At 55.5% G+C, this 19,835-nt stretch carries 17 protein-coding genes; 5 read left to right on the forward strand and 12 right to left on the reverse strand.

Features of this window, described 5'->3' with window-relative positions:
• Nucleotides 1-366: 366 nt before the first annotated feature.
• A complete protein-coding gene (locus tag FBY13_RS20465) occupies nucleotides 367-2,202 on the reverse strand; it encodes a methyl-accepting chemotaxis protein (RefSeq protein ID WP_145395019.1) in 1,836 nt (611 codons plus the stop codon).
• Between the two features lie 127 nt (nucleotides 2,203-2,329).
• On the reverse strand, nucleotides 2,330-3,772 hold the full coding sequence (locus FBY13_RS20470) for an AlkA N-terminal domain-containing protein (RefSeq protein WP_145395020.1): 1,443 nt from the start codon (nucleotides 3,770-3,772) through the stop codon (nucleotides 2,330-2,332).
• Between the two features lie 158 nt (nucleotides 3,773-3,930).
• On the opposite strand from FBY13_RS20470, the gene FBY13_RS20475 reads away from it, so the two are divergent.
• From FBY13_RS20475 to pnuC, 3 genes are all read left to right on the forward strand, one after another.
• Nucleotides 3,931-4,437, forward strand: coding sequence for a methylated-DNA--[protein]-cysteine S-methyltransferase (locus FBY13_RS20475; protein WP_096012134.1), 507 nt, complete (start codon nucleotides 3,931-3,933; stop codon nucleotides 4,435-4,437).
• Between the two features lie 133 nt (nucleotides 4,438-4,570).
• Nucleotides 4,571-5,632, forward strand: a complete 1,062-nt coding sequence (gene nadA, locus FBY13_RS20480; protein ID WP_145395021.1) for a quinolinate synthase NadA — start codon at nucleotides 4,571-4,573, stop codon at nucleotides 5,630-5,632.
• Nucleotides 5,633-5,657: 25 nt separating this feature from the next.
• Nucleotides 5,658-6,380: a nicotinamide riboside transporter PnuC gene (gene pnuC / locus FBY13_RS20485; protein WP_063878807.1), complete on the forward strand. Its 723-nt coding sequence runs from the start codon at nucleotides 5,658-5,660 to the stop codon at nucleotides 6,378-6,380.
• Here the strand turns inward: pnuC and zitB are convergent.
• From zitB to FBY13_RS20505, 4 genes are all read right to left on the reverse strand, one after another.
• Nucleotides 6,374-7,330, reverse strand: coding sequence for a CDF family zinc transporter ZitB (zitB, locus tag FBY13_RS20490; protein WP_109717176.1), 957 nt, complete (start codon nucleotides 7,328-7,330; stop codon nucleotides 6,374-6,376). The two genes, pnuC and zitB, sit on opposite strands and share 7 nt — an antisense overlap.
• On the reverse strand, nucleotides 7,308-10,379 hold the full coding sequence (locus FBY13_RS20495) for an ATP-binding protein (RefSeq protein ID WP_145395022.1): 3,072 nt from the start codon (nucleotides 10,377-10,379) through the stop codon (nucleotides 7,308-7,310). Before FBY13_RS20495 ends, zitB begins: the two co-directional genes overlap by 23 nt.
• Nucleotides 10,361-10,942: a response regulator transcription factor gene (locus FBY13_RS20500; protein ID WP_109717178.1), complete on the reverse strand. Its 582-nt coding sequence runs from the start codon at nucleotides 10,940-10,942 to the stop codon at nucleotides 10,361-10,363. Before FBY13_RS20500 ends, FBY13_RS20495 begins: the two co-directional genes overlap by 19 nt.
• Nucleotides 10,943-11,043: 101 nt before the next feature.
• Nucleotides 11,044-11,397 (reverse strand): YbgS-like family protein, encoded by a 354-nt coding sequence (locus tag FBY13_RS20505; RefSeq protein WP_145395023.1) that lies wholly within the window; start codon nucleotides 11,395-11,397, stop codon nucleotides 11,044-11,046.
• A 294-nt stretch (nucleotides 11,398-11,691) separates the two neighbouring features.
• Between FBY13_RS20505 and aroG the strand changes: the two genes are divergently transcribed.
• Nucleotides 11,692-12,744 (forward strand): 3-deoxy-7-phosphoheptulonate synthase AroG, encoded by a 1,053-nt coding sequence (gene aroG / locus FBY13_RS20510; protein WP_109717179.1) that lies wholly within the window; start codon nucleotides 11,692-11,694, stop codon nucleotides 12,742-12,744.
• A 58-nt stretch (nucleotides 12,745-12,802) separates the two neighbouring features.
• Here aroG and gpmA read toward each other — a convergent pair whose 3' ends face one another.
• The 6 genes from gpmA to modE form a co-directional block, all read right to left on the reverse strand.
• The gene (gene gpmA, locus FBY13_RS20515) at nucleotides 12,803-13,555 is read right to left on the reverse strand and encodes a 2,3-diphosphoglycerate-dependent phosphoglycerate mutase (protein ID WP_063878813.1); all 753 of its coding nucleotides are present in this window, start codon (nucleotides 13,553-13,555) and stop codon (nucleotides 12,803-12,805) included.
• Nucleotides 13,556-13,704: 149 nt separating this feature from the next.
• Complete coding sequence (gene galM / locus FBY13_RS20520) at nucleotides 13,705-14,739, reverse strand: galactose-1-epimerase (protein WP_145395024.1); 1,035 nt, start codon at nucleotides 14,737-14,739, stop codon at nucleotides 13,705-13,707.
• Nucleotides 14,733-15,881: a galactokinase gene (gene galK / locus FBY13_RS20525; protein ID WP_063878815.1), complete on the reverse strand. Its 1,149-nt coding sequence runs from the start codon at nucleotides 15,879-15,881 to the stop codon at nucleotides 14,733-14,735. The genes galM and galK overlap by 7 nt, the downstream gene beginning before the upstream one ends.
• A complete protein-coding gene (gene galT, locus FBY13_RS20530) occupies nucleotides 15,878-16,924 on the reverse strand; it encodes a galactose-1-phosphate uridylyltransferase (RefSeq protein ID WP_145395025.1) in 1,047 nt (348 codons plus the stop codon). Before galT ends, galK begins: the two co-directional genes overlap by 4 nt.
• Before the next feature lie 220 nt (nucleotides 16,925-17,144).
• On the reverse strand, nucleotides 17,145-18,617 hold the full coding sequence (modF, locus tag FBY13_RS20535; protein ID WP_145395026.1) for a molybdate ABC transporter ATP-binding protein ModF: 1,473 nt from the start codon (nucleotides 18,615-18,617) through the stop codon (nucleotides 17,145-17,147).
• A gap of 75 nt (nucleotides 18,618-18,692) precedes the next feature.
• Complete coding sequence (gene modE, locus FBY13_RS20540; RefSeq protein WP_145395027.1) at nucleotides 18,693-19,475, reverse strand: molybdenum-dependent transcriptional regulator; 783 nt, start codon at nucleotides 19,473-19,475, stop codon at nucleotides 18,693-18,695.
• Between the two features lie 141 nt (nucleotides 19,476-19,616).
• Here modE and FBY13_RS20545 point away from each other — a divergent pair, with 141 nt between their 5' ends.
• A complete protein-coding gene (locus FBY13_RS20545) occupies nucleotides 19,617-19,772 on the forward strand; it encodes an AcrZ family multidrug efflux pump-associated protein (RefSeq protein WP_074181002.1) in 156 nt (51 codons plus the stop codon).
• Nucleotides 19,773-19,835: the final 63 nt, after the last annotated feature.

Below are 19,835 nucleotides of genomic sequence, written 5' to 3' on the forward strand. Positions count from 1 at the left end.
GTCAGGGCCTGCTGAATAAGCTCAGCGGGAATAAGATCAGAGAGCGAGCGGGCGCGTTCGGGAGAGGTGGTATGAATGATGCCCAGAGCCTGTGAAAGTTCCATAAAAAAGGGTCCATGATGAACATGAACCCTTTTTACACCTGCCACTGGATCGGTCAACCGATCCTTAAATGATCGGCATTACCCTAAAGGCGCCTTTTTGCTATGCGTAAAACGTGCGGGATGAGAACCTGCCGCAGGTCCGACTGAATCGCGCAGCGGTTCAGGCTGATGCGTCAGCCTTACCCAGTGGGCGACCTCACCGTTAATGCCATAAAAAAAGCGCCCAACGGGCGCCTGTAATCGTGGTGTTACTGCGAGTCGCTTAGCGCTGTATCGCTTGACCCGGCTCCAGATTGAACTGTTTTAACAGCGTTTCAAGCCGCAGTGCCTGATCTTCCAACGCCGTAGCGGACAGGGCAGACGCGGAGACCAGCGTGGCATTTTGCTGCGTGGTACTGTCCAGCTCCGATACTGCACGGGCAATCTGCTCAATACCGCGGCTTTGCTCGTCAGAAGCAGAAGAGATCTCACCGACAATGTGATTGACGCGGGAAATGGCATTCACCACCTGTCCCATTCTTTCACCCGCACGCGCCACACGATTGTTGCCCTCGGTAATCTGACCGACTGACTCACTGATCAGGCGTTCAATGTCTTTCGCTGCCTGAGCGCTTCGCTGCGAAAGATTGCGTACCTCACTGGCCACCACCGCAAATCCGCGTCCCTGTTCACCGGCACGCGCCGCTTCAACTGCCGCATTGAGCGCCAGGATGTTGGTCTGAAACGCGATGCTGTTAATGACGGCGGTGATTTCGGCAATTTTCTTTGAACTGGCCGAGATGTCGCCCATGGTTTGCACGACTTCGCTGACCGCGGCACCGCCTTGTTCAGCCTGCAGAGAGGCTTCAGCCGCTATCTGACTGGCATGGCGGGCGTTGTCGGCGTTGTGCTTAACGGTAACAGTCAGCTGCTCCATACTGGCAGCGGTCTGCACCACGGCCGCGGCCTGTTGCTCAGTCCGTGAAGAAAGGTTGTGATTGTCGCTGTTGATACTGCTCGCCGCCTGGGATACGGTGAAGACGCTGTCGCGCACTTCCTGAATAATCGTCCGCAGACGGTGATTCATTGCCCCCATTGCCCCCGCCAGCTTGCCCAGCTCATCACGGCCGCCAGGCGTGATAGTGGCACTTAAATCACCGCTGGCGATGCGCTCTGCCAGCATCAGGTTTCTTCTCACAGGATGTGTAATCTGGCGGCTAATCAGCCAGGCGATCAGGATGCCCAGCAGCACCACAATGCTCACCGTCAGTAGCGTCAGGTTGATAGCGCCGTTGGTCAGGCTGCTGTTTTGCGATTTCATCTGCTGCAGAATATTTTTGATAATGGCACTGCTTTTATCGCCGTCTGCTTTAACCGCGCTCTCCGCCACGTTGAGGGCACGAAAGCCCGCTGCATAACGCTCACTGAGTTGCTTCACGTCGAGAGTCGCGCTCCATAATGCGTTCAGCTGCGTCTGTGCTTCTGGCGGCAACTGCGGCAACAAGGCCGTGATGCTGGACTGAATCGCGTTGGATTGCTGTTGAAGCTGCACGTCTAGCGCGGCAGCATTGGCGGGATCGTAACGGAGTAACTGAAGCTGGTCGCGTAACTGGCTGATGGCAAGAAGTTGCTGGAACAGCACGCTGGCATCAGTCACCTGGGTCTTAATCAACGCTTCATACAGTGTTGACTGGCTTTGCATGTTGCGTTGATCAAGCTGTTTTCCCGTTGCCGCCAGCGCCTGCATGGCTTGCGTCATCGCGGTGATACTGTTCTGAAAGTGGCTGAGTTGGCTGGCGATATCCTGAAGCTGGGTTTGCTGTTCCGGCTGCCACGGGTACTGCTGAGCATCCTGGGTGAGCAGAGAGGCATGAGCAATGTAATCTGCCATGACTTTTCCCGCTTTTTCATCCCCATACAGCAGTTTCAGCCGGTTTATTTTTGCCTGGAATACATCGATGTTGATGTCGTAAATCACGTTGCTCTGTTCATAAACGTCGTGGATGTTCTTAAAGCGTAATACGCTAATACTGCCCGATCCCACGACTAACAATAAAACGAGTCCAAATCCCAAACTGAGTTTATGCGCTATTTTTGTATTTTCTAACCGCAACGCCATGACTGCTGCCTCCTGCCCATGTCAACGATGTTAAGCCAAATTGGTTATCGGTTGCCCGGCGCAGGAGTTTAGTGAGGATGCGGTTATTTTTCTGATTATGCGTAATCGCAAAATTGTTGCGCGATCATCACAGGCTTTTCCAGATATGCATCACAGCATAGCTGCGCCAGGGACGCCATTGCTGTGAACGCGCTTCTGCGGCCTTGGGCGTCAGGCCACCCAGGTTATTCCGTATGGCGATATCTTCTTTTGGAAACGCATCCGGCCAGCGCAGAGCGCGCATGGCGATATAATGGGCCGTCCAGGGACCAATGCCCGGAAGTGCCACCAGACGCGCCATGATGTCATCAGGCGTGAGCGTGGCGTTAAACCGTAAGCTGCCCGCGACACAGGCGTCAGCGAAGGCCAGAATCGCTCTGGCGCGTGCGCTGACAATGCCAAGGCTGGCAATCTCATCGACCGTCGCCTGCGCAATGCGCTGCGGTTGGGCAGAGTAGCGAGACAGGTCCGCGAAAGGCGTCGAGCAAGGCTCACCAAACGCCTGGGCAAACCGGCTGCTGAGGGTTGTCGCTGCTTTAACGGTGACCTGCTGGCCCAGAATGGCGCGAACGCCCATTTCAACGCTGTCGAACGCACCGGGCACGCGCAGGCCGGGAAAATCATGAAGGCTTTGTGCCAGCAGTGGGTCCTGCTGCAGGTGGGCAGCAATGCGTTGTGGCTGGGCGTTCAGGTCAAAAAGATCGCGCAGGCGGCGCAGTAGCGCTGGCAGCACGGGCGTCAGAGACGGGGTGAACTCGACCTTGAGCGCCTGCTTAGCCGGAAGGTTCGACACGCTGACCCAGCCACGATATTGACCCAGCACGACGGTCCGGCGATAGGTTTGCCCCTCAACGCTCTCGATCTCTTTCATCAACCGTAACTGCAAAAAATCCAGCATCGCCTGCCAGTCGTAAGGCGGACGATAGCTGAGCTGTAACTGCATGGTATCGCCAGGCTGCTGAACGGACTGCGCAGCCGTTTTACGCAAAGCACCCGGCGTCATACGATAGCGGGCCTGGAACACGTCATTAAAGCGCCGCAAACTGCCAAAACCGCTGGCATAGGCAATATCGGTCACCGCCAGGGTGGTTTCGGTCAGCAGCTGTTTAGCCAGTAACATGCGACGTGTCTGTTTAAGCTCCAGCGGGGTAACGCCCAGCTCCTGGTGCACAATCCGGCGCAGTTGACGTGCGCTGATGCCAAACTCGGTGGCGATATCGTCCAGCCCTGTATGCTCTTCCAGCAAACCTTCTTCGATGCGCTGCACCAGGCGATCGGCCACTCTGTGCGCATTGTCTACGGGCGCATTGCCCGGTGCCAGCTCAGGACGACAGCGCAGGCAGGGGCGAAAACGGGCTTTCTCCGCGGCTTCCGCGCTGCTGAAGAACAGACAGTTTTTTTTCATCGGCGGCTTAACCGGACATATCGGGCGACAGTAAATGCCGGTTGAGGTTACGCCAACAAAAAATACGCCGTCAAAACGCGTATCCCGCGACGTTAGCGCCTGGTAAGCCGTATCTGGATCAAACATGGTTTCTCTCCGGCAAATAGCGACAGCGTAGCGCTGGCAGAAAGGATTGACTGGCTGTTTTCGGACAGCACATCAGTTTATTGTAATGACCGAAAACAGCCAGTTTAGCGCTAAAAAAATGCGATAATGCCAGACAGAATTGTGATGGGAGGAATCGCATGTATTACTGCAAACCTGTAACAACCCCGGTGGGAGAGCTGACACTGATTGCCAGCGATCGTGGCCTGGCGGCTATTTTGTGGCAAGACGAAGTACGCAGGCATCCTCGCTTATCGCCCGTAGAGCGGGACGATAACCATCCGGTGCTTCAGGAAACGGAAACCCAGTTGCGCGAATATTTTGCAGGGACGCGCCAGCGCTTTACGTTACCACTGGATTTCGCCGGCACGGCATTCCAGATAAAAGTGTGGCAGGCATTACTGAACATTCCTTTTGGCGAAACGCGCAGCTATCGGCAAATTGCCGAGCAGATTGGTCATCCTGCCGCGGTGCGCGCGGTGGGGGCAGCTAACGGTCGAAACCCGTTGTCAATTGTCGCGCCCTGTCATCGTGTCATTGGAACGAACGGCAAACTGACCGGCTTTGCAGGCGGGCTGGCGGTAAAAGCGTTTTTACTCCAGCTGGAAGCACCACAGCCGGGCCTGGTGGGGCTCTCTTCAACATGACCGCGAAATAAAACACGACACTCTGCCGCTTTTCCGCTATCGTGTTTAGCATATAAAACACGATGGCAGTATTTACGTCCTGTTAAGCCATAAATGGCGATTTTCGTTAATTTTACAGAACGAGAGCGGTGTCATGAGTACAATCTTCGATCCTGAAAGCGCGGTTTATCCTTTTCCGCCCAAGCCTGCCCGGCTGAACGACGAGCAAAAAACCTTTTATCGGGAAAAAATCAAAGCGTTGCTGAAAGCCCGCAATGCCGTGATGGTAGCGCATTACTACACCGATCCGGAGATTCAGGCCCTGGCAGAAGAAACCGGCGGCTGTGTCTCTGACTCGCTCGAAATGGCGCGTTTTGGCAGCCATCACACCGCCAGTACGCTGCTGGTGGCCGGGGTGCGGTTTATGGGGGAAACGGCCAAAATCCTCAGCCCGGAAAAAACGGTACTGATGCCCACGCTGGAAGCCGAGTGCTCGCTTGATCTGGGTTGCCCGATTGACGAATTTAACGCTTTTTGTGATGCCCATCCCGATCGTACGGTGGTGGTGTATGCCAATACCTCGGCGGCGGTAAAAGCGCGCGCCGACTGGGTGGTCACCTCCAGCATTGCCGTGGAATTGATAGAACATCTGGATAGCCTGGGGGAAAAAATTATCTGGGCACCCGATCGGCATCTGGGGCGCTACGTCACCCAGAAAAGCGGCGCCGATGTTTTATGCTGGCAGGGCGCCTGTATTGTCCATGACGAGTTCAAAACCCAGGCGCTCCAGCGGATGAAAGCGCTGTATCCCGATGCAGCGGTATTGGTTCATCCCGAGTCGCCCCAGGCCATCGTGGATCTGGCCGATGCGGTTGGCTCAACCAGCCAGCTGATTCAGGCCGCTAAAACCTTGCCCCATCCCCAGATGATCGTCGCCACCGATCGCGGCATTTTTTATAAGATGCAGCAGGCGGTGCCCGACAAAATATTGCTGGAAGCGCCAACAGCCGGTGAGGGCGCCACCTGCCGCAGCTGTGCGCACTGCCCCTGGATGGCGATGAACGGCCTGAAAGCCATCGCCGATGCGCTGGAGTCGGGTGGTCAGGCTCATGAGATTCAGGTGGAGGCGGCCCTGCGGGAAGCCGCGCTGGTGCCGCTTAACCGTATGCTATCCTTTGCAGCAGATCTTAAACATAACGTGAAAGGAAACGCGTAACGCGCGTCGTTAACAGGTGCCTCATATGGATTTTTTTAGCACGCAGAATATTTTGGTTCACATCCCTCTTGGCGCCACGGGGTACGATCTGTCATGGATCGAAGCCGTCGGAACGCTCGCTGGCCTGCTGTGCATCTGGCTGGCCAGCCTGGAAAAGATTGTTAACTACGCCTTTGGTCTGATCAACGTCACGCTGTTTGCGGTGATCTTTTTTCAGATCCAACTCTACGCCAGCCTGCTGCTACAGCTGTTCTTCTTCGCGGCCAATGTCTATGGCTGGTACGCCTGGAGTCGACAAACATCTGACAATCAGGCGGCGTTAACCATACGCTGGCTGCCGCGGACAAAAGCCATCGGCTGGGCTGTTGGCTGCGTCATCGCGGTGGCCTTAATGACGGTGTATATCGACCCGGTATTTGCATTTCTTACCCGAATTACGGTCGCCATTATGAACGCGGCGGGCTTTGCCGTGGCCATGCCGACACTGCAGCCGGATGCGTTTCCGTTCTGGGATTCCTGCCTGATGGTGCTGTCAATTGTGGCCATGGTGCTGATGACACGAAAGTACGTGGAGAACTGGCTGCTGTGGGTGATTATCAACGTGATTAGCGTGATGATTTTTGCCCGCCAGGGGGTTTACGCCATGGCGCTGGAATATGCCATTTTGACGTTGATTGCGCTGAACGGCTCAAGGATGTGGATAATCAGCGCACGAAAACAGGGTTCTCGTGCGCTGTCTGCTCAGTGATGATGCGCGTGCTCACCGTGCTCGTGATGGTGGTGAGCACCCTCAATCACCGGCGTGTTCAGTGCGCAATCCGGTCCGACACAGGGCTGAAACTCCATCTGTACCGTCGCATGTTCAATCTGATAATGGTCGTGCAGGTAAGTGTGAATGCGGCGCAGCAGGCCGTCATGATCCCGTGGCGGGATAACCTGCACGTGCAGCGTTAATACCGGCTTCTCACCTACCTGCCAGACGTGCACATGATGAACATCGCGCACTTCGGCGATTTGACGCTTCAGATCGCGTCTGAGCTGATTCACGTCCAGTGAATCAGGTGCGCCTTCCAGCAGCTCGTGAAAACTTTCCCGCAGCAATGCCCAGGCGTTACGCAGTATCAGCAGTGACACCAGAATCGATAAAATGGGGTCAGCGGGCGTCCAGTTCGTGAGCAGAATGATCACCGCGGCAATGATGGCACCAACCGAACCCAGCAGGTCGCCCATCACATGTAAGGCTGCCGCCCTCACGTTCAGGTTCTTCTCTTCACTGCCGTGATGCAGCAGCCAAAACGAGAGAATATTAGCCAGCAAACCGCCAATGGCGATGCCCAGCATCAGGCCACCGGTGATTGGCTGCGGATGGGAAAAGCGCTCAATGGCCTCCCAGACGATCAGCAGGGTGATCAGGATCAGGGCAATGGCGTTAACAAAGGCTGCCAACGTCGTGAGCCGCAGCAGACCAAAAGTATGACGATCGCTGGGTTTGCGTTTAGCGAACTGGACTGCCAGTAAGGCCATCAGCAGCGCAGCGGCATCGGTCAGCATATGACCGGCGTCGGCCAGAAGGGCCAGCGAGCCAGAAATCCAGCCGCCAATGACTTCTGCCACCATAAAGATGGCCGTCACGGCAAAGGCCGCCATCAGGCGCTTACGGTTGGTGTCCTGACCGCTATGAGAGTGCGTGTGTGCCATATGTTTCCAGTTTGAGTAATAACCTGTCGGTCAATGATATCAGCAATTGCCACTCAGCGGAGAGAGCCTGATGTTGCTTCGCCTTGTCCGACAGCTGCTGACAAAGCGTTGCCCCTTCTTCAATACCTATCAAAAGCCAGCTTCCTTTCATACGGTGTGCTGACTCGGCTAACTGCATAGCGTCACCTGCCTGATGTGCGGCGTGCAGTTGTGCCAGGTCCTTCTCCAGGGTATCACGTAACGTTTTGCCCAGGCGGTTAAGAAATTTCTCGTTTTGCTGCGCCAGCTGCCACAGGTTGTCATCCAGTGATGCCAATGGATCGTCATGAAAGGCCGTCAGCACCTCGCCGATATCCTGTAGCTGCACCGGTTTAATCAGCACGCGTTCATGCTCACCCAACTGCACGTTAAGTAACTGGGCATCGGCTGAACACAGCACCCGTAACTGCACGCCGCCGCGCTGACGCTGGCGACGACGTAACAGGCGCAACAGGAGCGTGCCATCAGGGCGTGGCATCATCTGATCGATAAACAGCAGGTCGTAAGGGCGCTGCGCATCGGCCAGCAGCAGGTCGCGACCCTGTTCAAAACAATCCGCCTGAATCGCGAAGCGGGCAAGCTGCTGCTCCATCACGATCAGGTTCGTAGGATGATCGTCTACCACCGCCACGCGCAGGCCAGGAAAGCCCGGCAGGGCAGTTGGATCGCTATCCGGAAGCCGATCGCAGGGGATCAGCGGCAGGGTGATGGTCACCTCCGTGCCTTTGCCAGGCACAGAATGCAGGGAAATATCGCCACCCATGCGTTGCACCATCTCCCGACAAATGAACAACCCTAAACCGCTGCCCTGGACCGATACGGTTTTACCTGAGGGTGCCTGATACCAGGGATCGAACAGTTTAGGCTGCTCCTCCAGCGGGATTCCGCTGCCGTTGTCGCTGACGGTTAGCTGCAGCATGTCCGTGGCCGATAGCGTCAGACGAATCAGGCCCTGACGGGTAAATTTAAATGCGTTGGTGATGAGATTGTTCACCACCTGCTGCAGGCGATCGGCATCCATCATCACCGCGTCAGGCAGTGGCGTGAGGGCTTCAACCTGCAGACGCGGACCGTCCGGGCGCATCAACGGATGATAAAAATGGCGCTGCTGCGCCAGCCAGGGGGCCAGCGCCAGCGGACGCGGCGACAGGGTAAAGCTGTTATTTTCAATACGGGCGTGATCTTGAAGATCGTTAAGCAGCGTCATCAGTGACTGCGCGCTACGGTGCAGAAGCTGCAGATTTTCACTGGATCGCTGCTGTTTTTCCAGCTCCAGCAAGCCCAGTATCGCCTGCATGGGCGTGCGCAGCTCGTGACTGACCGTGGCTAAAAACTGGCTTTTCATGGCGTTGGCGCGTTCGGCCTGCTCACGCTGTTGGCGATCGCGCCGCTGCTGCCAGTAACGTCGGGCAAGCAGCAGCAGCAAAATAACAATGGCAACACCGGCCGCCACCAGAACGGCTACCGGCAGGACGCGCATGGCGGTAACGCTGCCAGGCTGAGGTGGCATTGACCAGCGATCGCGCATCTGGTTTTGTGTCTCGACGGGGATCTGCTGCAACGCGCGATCCAGCAGTGAACGCAGTACAGGTTGATCGGATGCGATGCCAACCGCAATGGGCCAGGCAATATCGCTGGCGGCAAAGGCCAGATGAATCTGCGGATCGTTACGACTGGCAATCCGCCAGCGCGCGGACAGCACGTTATCGACTAAGGCGTCAATCTGACCGGCTGCCAGCGCATCGTACAGGCTGTTTCGGTCAACATAACGTTGAACCTGCATATTCTCAGGGATAAGGCGTTGCGCCAGGTCATCCTGCAGAATACCTATGCGCTTGCCCGTCACATCGCTCCAGTGCGACCAGCCAGCTGGCTGGCGGATATAAATGCCCCACAGCGCGCGCCAGACGGGCAGGCTGGTGCTTTGGGTTTCGCCGTTAAGCGGCTGCATCAGTTGCAACATAACCTGATGTTGAGCCAGCAGGCTGGCAGCCTGCTGAGGGTTACTGACCCAGCGCGGGGTAAAACGTAATCCTGTGCTTTGGGCAATGGCATTAAGCAGGTCGATCCCGTAGCCGCGGGCAGTGCCGTTACTGTCCCGGTAACTCCAGGGATAATTATCCGCTTCAGCCGCGTAGGCAACGATCGGGTGGTTCGTCATCCACTCGCGCTCGCTGGCGCTGAGCATCAGGGTCTGCGTGTCCTGATAGCGGGGAAGATTGCTGCTCCAGCGCGCCTGCAGGGTGCTCATCAGCTCGGCGGGAAGCTGGCGCAGGCTTTGATTCAGCCACTCGATAAGCGCCGGATCGCGTGCGACGGCGCGCAGATTGAGCTGTCCGGCATCGATACCGGAGGCAATCTGATAAATTTGCCCCTGCTGTAACTGGCTTAGCAAGAAACCGGCGCTGGTTTCATCTGCCACCACATAATCGTTCTGCTGATTCAGCAACGTATAGAGCGCCTGAAGATCGCTGCCGTAGGTGCGCCACTGGTGGCGGGCTGCCAGCGCCGGTGGCAGTTGTGCCAGCGTGAGTTGGCTGATTGCCAGTTGGGCATTATGACTGTTGAACATCACGGCACGCTGGTTCTGCTGGTTACGATAAATACGCAACGGACTGCTAAACCAGCTGTCACTGGCCAGCGTATTCATGGGTAAAGGCGGGGCTATCATTCCCAACGCAAAATCAATCTGTCCGTCGTGCAGGGCGCGCAATAAGTCTGCCTGAGTGGCATATAAACGGAGCGTGAACTGCGCACCGGTTAACTGATGCAGCGCCGCCAGGTAATCGGCATCGATGCCATAAAGGTCTTTACCGACCAGCATCGTCCAGGGGGCGTTATTCTCCTCCAGCAGACCGACTCGCAGCACTTTGCCCTGCATCAGCTCGGCACCTTTCACCGGCATCATCATGGGCAAGTTGATGCTGCTGACCGGGCGCACGTCGCCGTAGGCCAGCGAGGTAAAGAGCAGCAGGAGCAGCAGCCAGCGTATCACTGCTGTGCTTTCCACAAATCGGCTAACTCAACCACAGAGTGGGCACCGGTCTTTTCCAGGATGTTCTTTTTATGGGTGCTGACGGTTTTGTTACTGATATGCAGTCGTTCGGCAATTTGCAGGTTGGATAATCCACTGGCCAGCAAAGCCAGTATCTGACGTTCTTTACTGGTTAACGGCAGTTCCGGCTCATCGGGGCAGTCGGGGAAGGTGGCATGTCCACCGAGCACCGCCAGAATCGCACTCAGCAACTGCTCCATGCGCTGGCTCTTCACCACATAGCCAGCGGCACCCAGCGCCTGGGCTCGCCTGACGTAGTGGCGGGTTTGCTGGGCTGAATAAATCAGAACCGGGCAGTCGGGTAAATGGATTTTCAGGCGGCGCAAGATCTCCAGCCCGTCACCATCGGGTAAGCCGATATCCAGCACGATAATATCGGGTGGCAATTGCAGAAAAGGGCGGGCGGATTGTTCGCTGCTGGCGGAAAAAAGTTGCATGGGAATCGGTGATTTAGCCAACGCAGCTTCAAGTGCTACTTCAACCAGTGGATGATCGTCAATCAGAAGCAGTGAGGCCATGAACATTTCCCTGTTAATTTAACAGGCTCAGCATAGCGGAAGTTACGGCAGGATAAAATAAAGGAGAGCCAGGCTCTCCTTATCAACTCAACCGTCCGGTCTTACTGCGTGGTGCCGTCGGTTTTGGTATTAACGTGACCGCCACCTTTTTTGGTATGAACTTTTTTGTTCATATCAGGGCATTTACCGTCTTTACACTGGCTATTCTTATCAATCTCGTCAGCCGTCATATGTTTGCTGCTGGACATGCTGTCAGCGGTCGGAGACGATTTCTCGGTGCCTGTGTTATTAATTTTGCTGTTATCAACTTTGTTCGGTGGCAGGTTCTCGTTAGCACCGCCAGCTACTGCGCCTGCGGCGGCGGCCTGGTTAGAGTTTCCGTTAGCAGCCATTGCTGCGCCACTGCCCAGAGTCATTGCTGCCGTCAGAAAAATTATTGCAAACTTATTCATCATTATGCTCCCGTTAATAAATGATATTTGCTGTCTCTAACCCGCTGCGATGTTTGGTTCAGAGAAAAAGCGCCCTGAGCGAAATAAAATTTCGCTGGTTAGCTTAAAGACAGGTATTAATAAAAGTAAGCCACCGTTCCTCAGTGGTTACCTTTAAAAGTCTAGACGCATAACCCATTTATGCAAATTTCACGCATACATTATACGTTCATCAGGAATTTACACCCTGTGCGCTTCGGGCTACATTGGCTGGGTTGTGTCCGGCGGGCGCCGGGCCAGAAATTATATGGAATGAGTATGAATTACCAGAACGATGATTTACGCATTAAAGAGATCAAAGAACTCCTGCCACCCGTAGCCTTACTGGAAAAATTCCCTGCAACTGACCGCGCAGCGCAGACCGTCTCGCAGGCTCGCCAGGCGATTCACCAGATTCTGAAAGGGGAAGACGATCGTCTGCTGGTGGTGATTGGGCCTTGCTCCATTCATGATACCGAAGCCGCACAAGACTATGCTGCGCGTCTGTTAACCCTGCGGGAACAGCTTAAGGGTGAACTGGAAGTCGTGATGCGCGTTTACTTCGAAAAACCGCGTACCACCGTCGGCTGGAAAGGGCTAATCAACGATCCTTATATGGATGGTTCCTTCCAGTTGAACGACGGCCTGCGTCTGGCGCGTAAGCTGTTGGTAGAGATTAACGATTCTGGTCTGCCTGCCGCTGGCGAGTTTCTGGACATGATCACGCCGCAGTACGTTGCCGATCTGATGAGCTGGGGCGCGATCGGCGCGCGCACCACTGAATCACAGGTTCACCGCGAACTGGCTTCTGGTCTTTCCTGCCCGGTCGGGTTTAAAAACGGCACGGACGGCACCATCAAAGTGGCGATTGATGCCATTAACTCCGCCAGTTCACCGCACTGTTTCTTGTCAGTCACCAAATACGGGCACTCTGCGATCGTGGAAACCCGCGGCAACGGCGACTGCCATATTATTCTGCGTGGTGGTAAAGAACCGAACTACAGCGCCGCGCACGTCAGTGCAGTTAAAGCCGGTCTGGAAAAAGCCGGTTTACCGCAGCAGGTGATGATCGACTTCAGCCATGCCAACAGCAGCAAGCAGTTTCAGAAACAGATGCTGGTGGCAGATGATGTGGCGCAACAGATGATCAATGGCGAGCGCGGCATTATCGGCGTGATGATTGAAAGCCATCTGGTTGAAGGGAATCAGAGCCTGGAAAGCGGCGAACCACTGGTATACGGCAAGAGCGTGACGGATGCCTGTATTGGCTGGGACGATACCGAGAAGGTGCTGCGTCAACTGGCCGATGCGGTCAAACAGCGTCGCGGTTAACAGGGCGCAATAAAAAAGGGCCAGACAGTGTCTGGCCCTTTTTACAGAGAAGCAAAACTTACTTCGCTTTACCCTGATTCGCCACGGCTGCGGCTTTAGCTGCGATCTCGTCAGCATCACCCAGGTAGTAGCGTTTGATCGGTTTGAAGTTTTCATCGAACTCATAAACCAGCGGTACGCCGGTCGGAATATTGAGTTCAAGAATCTCATCTTCGCTCAGGTTGTCCAGGTATTTCACCAGGGCACGCAGTGAGTTGCCGTGTGCAGCAACAATCACTTTCTCACCGCTTTTGATACGCGGCAGAATGGATTCGTTCCAGTAAGGAATGACGCGTTCGATGGTCAGGGCCAGACTTTCGGTGGTCGGCAACTGCTCAGGCTTCAGCGAAGCATAACGCGGGTCGTGTCCAGGGAAACGCTCATCGCTACGATCCAGCTCTGGCGGGGTTACCGCGAAGCCACGGCGCCACTGTTTTACCTGCTCGTCGCCGTATTTGGCGGCGGTTTCTGCTTTATCCAGACCCTGCAACGCGCCATAGTGACGTTCATTCAGACGCCAGGATTTCTCAACGGGCAGCCAGGCCTGATCCAGCTCATCCAGCACATTCCACAGGGTGTGAATGGCGCGTTTCAGCACTGAGGTGTACGCGAAATCAAACACGAAACCTTCTTTCTTCAGCAGCTGTCCGGCTGCTTTAGCTTCGGTACGGCCCTTGTCAGAAAGGTCTACATCATACCATCCGGTGAAGCGGTTTTCGTTGTTCCACTGGCTTTCGCCGTGTCGCACCAGAACCAGCTTAGTTACAGCCATAGCTTAACTCCTTAATACTTGATGTTTCTGAGATAATGGAAACCTGCTGTCGCCAGCCCGTTGGCTGACCAATTGCGTTCTACCATAGCGGAAAACAGCGCACTGCGTAAGTCTGTCTGTGACGCACTGCGCGTTTTTCACCCGGTTGCTCAGCGTGGCGTAAAGCGATAGCGCGTGACGGATTCCCAACGATCTCCCGGCTGTAACCAGCAATCATCCTGTGGCCACTCGGGATGATTAGGCGAATCCGGTAAAAATTCACTCTCCAGCGCGATCCCCTGAAACGCAGTATAGCGTTCCTGCTCCCGGGCGCGCGTACCGGCCAAATAGTTACCGCTGTAGAACTGCAATGCCGGCGCCGAGGTGGTGACGCTTAACTGCAGTTTACCGTCCTGCGACCACAACTCAGCAGCAGGCTGACTGTCATCGCCTGCGCTGTTGAGCAGGAAAGCATGGTCATAGCCTTTGACCGCCTTCTGGTCGTCATCGGCAAGAAAATCCTGCTCAATGCTTTTGGCCTGACGGAAATCGAAACTGGTGCCGTCCACCGCCTTAAGTGGTCCGTTGGGAATCCCCTCGCTATCCACGGGCAGGTAACGATCGGCGTGCAGTTGTAATCGATGCTGACGTGCATCGCCATGATGCGCGTCAAGATTAAAGTAAGCATGATTGGTCAGATTGACCGGGCAGGGCTGATCGCACTTCGCCTGATAGTGAATCGACAGGCAATTATTGTCGTCCAGGACATAGCGTAAATCAGCAATAAGATTGCCGGGATAGCCCTGATCGCCATCGGGCGAGTCGAGTCGATAATGCACTTCACTTTCTGACTGGCTGACGATTTGCCAGCGGCGTTTATCAAACCCCTCAGGACCACCGTGTAGCTGGTGGTCGCCCTGATTCGCGGCCAACTGCCGGCCTGTTTTAGTCAGTTTTGCGCTGGCGATACGGTTAGCATAACGGCCTACCGTGGCACCCAGATAAGCATCCTGATGCAGGTAATCGGAAGGCGTTGCGCAGCCAAGCAATGCTTCACGTACGTGACCATCCTGCAACGGCACCCGCGCCGATAACCAGGTCGCGCCCCAGTCCATAAAGGTGGCAATCATGCCATTGGCATTGCGCAGCACGGTGATGCGCCACGGCTGACCGTCCGGCGCATGGGAATTGACATCGCTTAACATTGGCCTGCTCCTTCTGATGCTTTACAAACGTAGAAGGTCTCCTTGATGCCCGTTTTGGCTTCATACTGGCTGGCGACGGCGGCCTGCACCTGATCCACCAGCTCAAGCGGCATCAAAGCAACAATACAACCGCCAAAACCGCCGCCGGTCATACGGACACCGCCACGATCGCCGATCTCGGCTTTAACAATCTCGACCAGCGTATCGACCGGTGGCACGGTAATTTCAAAGTCATCACGCATTGATGCGTGAGATTCGGCCATCAGTTCGCCCATGCGCGCTAAATCACCACGAGAGAGCGCCTCGGCGGCCTCCAGCGTACGGGCATTTTCGGTGATGACATGACGTACGCGCTTAGCGACCTGGGGATCTAACTGAGATTCCGCGGCGTTAAACTCAGCGAGTTCAACATCCCGTAGCGCCTTTTTGTTAAAGAAGCGCGCGCCGGTTTCACACTGCTCACGGCGGACATTGTATTCGCTGCCCACCAGGCTCCGGCGGAAGTTGGAGTTAATGATAACCACGGCAATATCGTCCGGCATAGAAACCGGCCGGGTGCCGAGCGTCCGGCAATCCAGCAGCATGGCATGATCTTTTTGACCCAGCGCGGAAATCAGCTGATCCATGATGCCGCAGTTACAGCCCACGAACTGGTTTTCAGCTTCCTGACCGTTCACCGCAATCGCCGCACCGTCCAGCGCCAGGTTAAACAGCTGCTGGAAAACCGTCCCGACAGCGACTTCCAGCGAGGCAGAAGAGCTGAGGCCCGCACCCTGTGGCACGTTGCCACTGATCACCATATCGACACCGCTAAAATCCGGCGCGCGTTGCTGTAAATGCTTCACGACGCCGCGAACATAGTTCGCCCACATGGGTTCTTTTACGCTGGTAATCGGCGCATCCAGCGCAAAGGTGTCCTGCGCCTGATCGTAATCGACGGCGACGACACGAACCTGGCGGTCGTCACGCTTCGCACAGGCGATAACCGTTTGGTAATCGATGGCACAAGGCAGCACGAAACCGTCGTTGTAATCGGTGTGCTCGCCAATCAAATTGACGCGGCCTGGGGCCTGAATCGCGTGGGTTGGCGCATAGCCAAAGGTTTCAGTAAAAACCTGCTGCGTGATGGTTTTTAAGCTCATTGTTGTGCCTCACGGAAATGAATATCGCTCACGGAACGCAGGCGTTCTGCTGCCTGTTCTGCGGTTAAATCGCGTTGGGTTTCAGCCAGCATCTCGTAGCCGACCATAAATTTGCGCACCGTTGCTGAACGCAGCAGCGGGGGATAAAAGTGGGCGTGCAACTGCCAGTGTTCATTGTCTTCACCGTTGAACGGCGCGCCGTGCCAGCCCATGGAGTAGGGGAAGGAGCACTGAAAAAGATTGTCGTAACGGCTGGTCAGGCGCTTGATGGCGTTAGCCAGATCGTCACGCTGCGCATCGGTCAAATCGGTCAGGCGCTTAACATGGGTTTTTGGCAACAGCAGGGTTTCAAACGGCCAGGCTGCCCACCACGGCACCACGGCCAGCCAGTGGTCCGTTTCTACCACGGTACGGCTGCCATCCTGCTGTTCACGCGCGCTGTAATCCATCAGCATCGGCGAGCCCTTTTGGGCAAAGTAGCGGCGCTGAAGATCGTCTTCACGCTGGGCTTCATTAGGCAGAAAGCTGTTGGCCCAGACTTGTCCATGTGGATGGGGATTGGAGCAGCCCATGGCGGCGCCCTTGTTCTCAAAGACCTGTACCCACGGGTAGTGCTGACCCAGTTCTGCCGTTTGTTGTTGCCAGGTGCGGACGACTTCTTTCAGTGCGCTCAGGGACATTTCTGGCAGCGTTTTACTGTGATCGGGCGAAAAGCAGATGACACGGCTGGTACCGCGCGCGCTTTCGCAGCGCATCAACATGTCATCACTTTCTGGCGCGTCTGGCGTATCCGTCATCAAGGCCGCGAAGTCATTGGTAAAAACGTAGGTGCCTTGATAATCAGGATTCACATCACCTGTAACGCGCGTGTTGCCCGCACACAGAAAACAGTCAGCATCGTGCGACGGCAGCGTATTCACCGCAGGCGTTTCCTGGGCACCCTGCCAGGGACGTTTGGCACGATGAGGAGAAACCAAAATCCACTGGTCAGTCAGGGGATTGTAACGGCGATGGGGATGATCGGCCGGGTTAAATTTTTCCATGTTGCATCCTGGTCAGCGTCAAAATAAAAAAGGCATCGATAAAACGTAGCACATCAGCCGCGTTGAAAACGTGATCCAGTCTGGATAAGTGGTATCGTTTACACAAGCTGAATATTCTTATTTAAAGGCGAATTGGCACATTGCGCACATAAAAAGTGGGTTTAAATGGTAACGCTTACATTATAGGGGAAACAACGCCGGGGTGACGGCGTTGATAAGGTCAAACGCTGTCCTGCCGGTAGCGATAACCGCCTTCAGGCTGCGCCACAAAATGCAGCCGGTGAGTAATACATTGGGGAGCATCTTCCGCATGGTGGGACACGAACAGCAACTGGGTTCGTCCTTCACCAATTAAGATATCGACAAAACGTCGCACTAACTGACGATTAAGCGGATCCAATCCCTGTAATGGTTCATCAAGTATTAACAGGGTAGGATGTTTAACCAGCGCCCGGGCGATTAACACCAGCCGCTGTTGTCCCCAGGATAAACCGTGGAAGGGCATATCGCCCATCGCTGAATCCATCCCCAGCAGCGCCAGCCACTGACGCGCCAGGGCCATTTGTCGATCGGAGACGGCCTGATAAAGCCCAATAGAGTCAAAAAAGCCGGATAAAATCACGGTGCGCACGTTGGCGCTCACCCGGTAATCAAGATGCAGGCTGCTGCTGACATAGCCAATATGTTGTTTGATATCCCAGATAGTTTCCCCACTGCCGCGGCGAAGGCCGAACAGGGTTAAATCGTTGCTGTAGCCCTGCGGATGATCGCCGGTGACCAGGCTGAGCAATGTCGATTTGCCCGCGCCGTTTGGCCCAATAATATGCCAGTGTTCACCAGCATTAACCTGCCAGTTAAGCCCGTCAATGATGCGCTGGTCGTTATAGGACACCACGCCGTTATGCAGGATGACCCGTGGCGCATTATCGGCCAGCTGGGGAAGCGCATCCGCGACATCGGCCTCTGGCAGTGCCATCCCGTCCAACTGCTCACTGCGTGCCAGCTGTGCGACCAGCGCCTGCGCCAGAATCGCTTCGCGCGGCCCAACGTGCGTCAGGCTGCATTCGGCCAGCACGCCAACCTGGTCAACATAATCCGGAATATCGTCAAAGCGGTTAAGCACCAGCACCAGGGTAAAATCTGCCTGCTGCAGGTTATTCAGGGTGGCTGTCAGGTTGGCGCGTGAATCCACATCCAGACCGTCAAAAGGCTCATCCAGGATCAGCAGGTCAGGCTGCTTCATTAACGCCTGGCACAGCAACGTTTTACGCGTTTCACCCGTTGACAGGTATTTAAAACGGCGGTTAAGCAGGCCGGTGATACCAAACTGCGCCGCCAGGTGTTCACAGCGCGTCCTGTCTTTGACCTCATCCTGAATGATTTCAGCCGTGGTACGGCCGGTGTCATCCTCACCCTCACTCAGCAGATCGGTATTATTTCGTTGCCATTCATCGGCGACCAGCTGTTGAAGTTGCTCCAGAGACAGGCGGCTGGGACGCTGGAAATCACGCGTAACCTCACCTGACAGCGGTAGTAGCTCACCTGACAGGGCGCGGGCCAGCGACGATTTGCCGCTGCCGTTGGCCCCAACAAAGGCCCAGCGTTCACCGCGTTGCAGATGAACATCGGCCAGAGACAGCACCCGGGTATCATTAAGATGAAATATGCCTTGCGAAATTTGCAATGAAGCCATGATTCGTTCCATTTTTTGCAGCGTTAACCGTTGTTTTAGCCACTGCATCGGATGAAGTCAAACCAGGATAACACATCAACGCAACGACGCGACGATGGCATGGCTGGCGCTGAAGCTGGCGATCACGGCGTTGCCGGGCTGCCACTGCCGCCGTTCGATTTCACTGTTATCCAGCGTGGCGCACAGCGTTTCACCGCCTGGCAGGCGCATCAGGACTTCACTGACCTGCTCGCCACGCTCGATAGCGCTTATCGTGGCGGCAAGCTGATTCTCCGCCTGAGTGGGTTGAGTATGAAGGCTGATCCAGGGGGCTTTGATCAGCACCAGCACCTCTTTACCGCTCTTGAGCTGCAGGCGTTCCGCACTGCGCTCGGTGAGGGCGACCTTGAGCCGGGTTAGGCCGTCGGCGAGCAGAATGGTCAGGTGCTGCACAACGTGCTGTGCGTCGTTGTCTGTTACCGTGCCAAACAGTTGATTACGCGCGCTGGTTTGCAACGAGGCGCGGGCAATAGCGGCCAGCAGGCTGTCCAGCGGCAGGCTGTCCTGCTGCAAAGCATCAAAGGCATGTTGCTGAATCTTTTCCATCAAACCAAACAGCTGTACCAGGCGCTCGCCATAGCGGGTTAACTGCGCGCCACCGCCGCCTTTTCCGCCGGTTGCGCGCGCCACGATTTCCTGTTCAGCCAGTTGGTTCATCTCGTTGATGGCATCCCAGGCGCTCTTGTAACTGATGCCCGCCAGTTTCGCCCCCTGGCTGATCGAACCGGTTTGCTGCACGCGTTTTAGCAGTTCAATGCGGCGTGGATCGGCAAACAGTTTTTGCTGCAGGCGGATATGAAGGGTGAGTTCGGCTTGCATGGTGGCTCCGGCAAAGAGTGAATCGCGTTATCGGGCAGATGATAGCGAGCTTTCCGTCTCAAAGTAAAAGCACGAAAAGGACTGCGCAAAATTTTACTGAGCCGTTACAATCCCATCTTTATACGCAAAGTGGGACTTTCCATGCTGGAACTTATTAAAAGCCTCGCCGTGGCGGTGATCATGGTACCTGTGGTTATGGCAATCATGTTAGGCCTGATTTACGGCCTGGGTGAAGTGTTCAACCTCATCTCTAAAACGGGTCGCCGCGACGATAACAAGACCCGCTCTCAGCATTAATTCTCCTGCAACGTCCGCCTCAGCGCGGACGTTGTGGTTTTTACCCCGCATCACGTCTCCTCT

The sequence above is a fragment of the Pantoea sp. SJZ147 genome, from assembly GCF_007828605.1.
GTDB lineage: Bacteria > Pseudomonadota > Gammaproteobacteria > Enterobacterales > Enterobacteriaceae > Pantoea > Pantoea allii.

Coding starts and splice junctions, on each gene's coding strand:
- FBY13_RS20505 (WP_145395023.1), bottom strand. CDS start 11,397: ATGATGAATAAGTTTGCAATAATTTTTCTGACGGCAGCAATGACTCTG.
- modE (WP_145395027.1), bottom strand. CDS start 19,475: ATGCAAGCCGAACTCACCCTTCATATCCGCCTGCAGCAAAAACTGTTT.
- FBY13_RS20470 (WP_145395020.1), bottom strand. CDS start 3,772: ATGTTTGATCCAGATACGGCTTACCAGGCGCTAACGTCGCGGGATACG.
- modF (WP_145395026.1), bottom strand. CDS start 18,617: ATGGCTTCATTGCAAATTTCGCAAGGCATATTTCATCTTAATGATACC.
- nadA (WP_145395021.1), top strand. CDS start 4,571: ATGAGTACAATCTTCGATCCTGAAAGCGCGGTTTATCCTTTTCCGCCC.
- aroG (WP_109717179.1), top strand. CDS start 11,692: ATGAATTACCAGAACGATGATTTACGCATTAAAGAGATCAAAGAACTC.
- gpmA (WP_063878813.1), bottom strand. CDS start 13,555: ATGGCTGTAACTAAGCTGGTTCTGGTGCGACACGGCGAAAGCCAGTGG.
- pnuC (WP_063878807.1), top strand. CDS start 5,658: ATGGATTTTTTTAGCACGCAGAATATTTTGGTTCACATCCCTCTTGGC.
- zitB (WP_109717176.1), bottom strand. CDS start 7,330: ATGGCACACACGCACTCTCATAGCGGTCAGGACACCAACCGTAAGCGC.
- FBY13_RS20465 (WP_145395019.1), bottom strand. CDS start 2,202: ATGGCGTTGCGGTTAGAAAATACAAAAATAGCGCATAAACTCAGTTTG.
- FBY13_RS20545 (WP_074181002.1), top strand. CDS start 19,617: ATGCTGGAACTTATTAAAAGCCTCGCCGTGGCGGTGATCATGGTACCT.
- galT (WP_145395025.1), bottom strand. CDS start 16,924: ATGGAAAAATTTAACCCGGCCGATCATCCCCATCGCCGTTACAATCCC.
- galK (WP_063878815.1), bottom strand. CDS start 15,881: ATGAGCTTAAAAACCATCACGCAGCAGGTTTTTACTGAAACCTTTGGC.
- FBY13_RS20500 (WP_109717178.1), bottom strand. CDS start 10,942: ATGGCCTCACTGCTTCTGATTGACGATCATCCACTGGTTGAAGTAGCA.
- galM (WP_145395024.1), bottom strand. CDS start 14,739: ATGTTAAGCGATGTCAATTCCCATGCGCCGGACGGTCAGCCGTGGCGC.
- FBY13_RS20475 (WP_096012134.1), top strand. CDS start 3,931: ATGTATTACTGCAAACCTGTAACAACCCCGGTGGGAGAGCTGACACTG.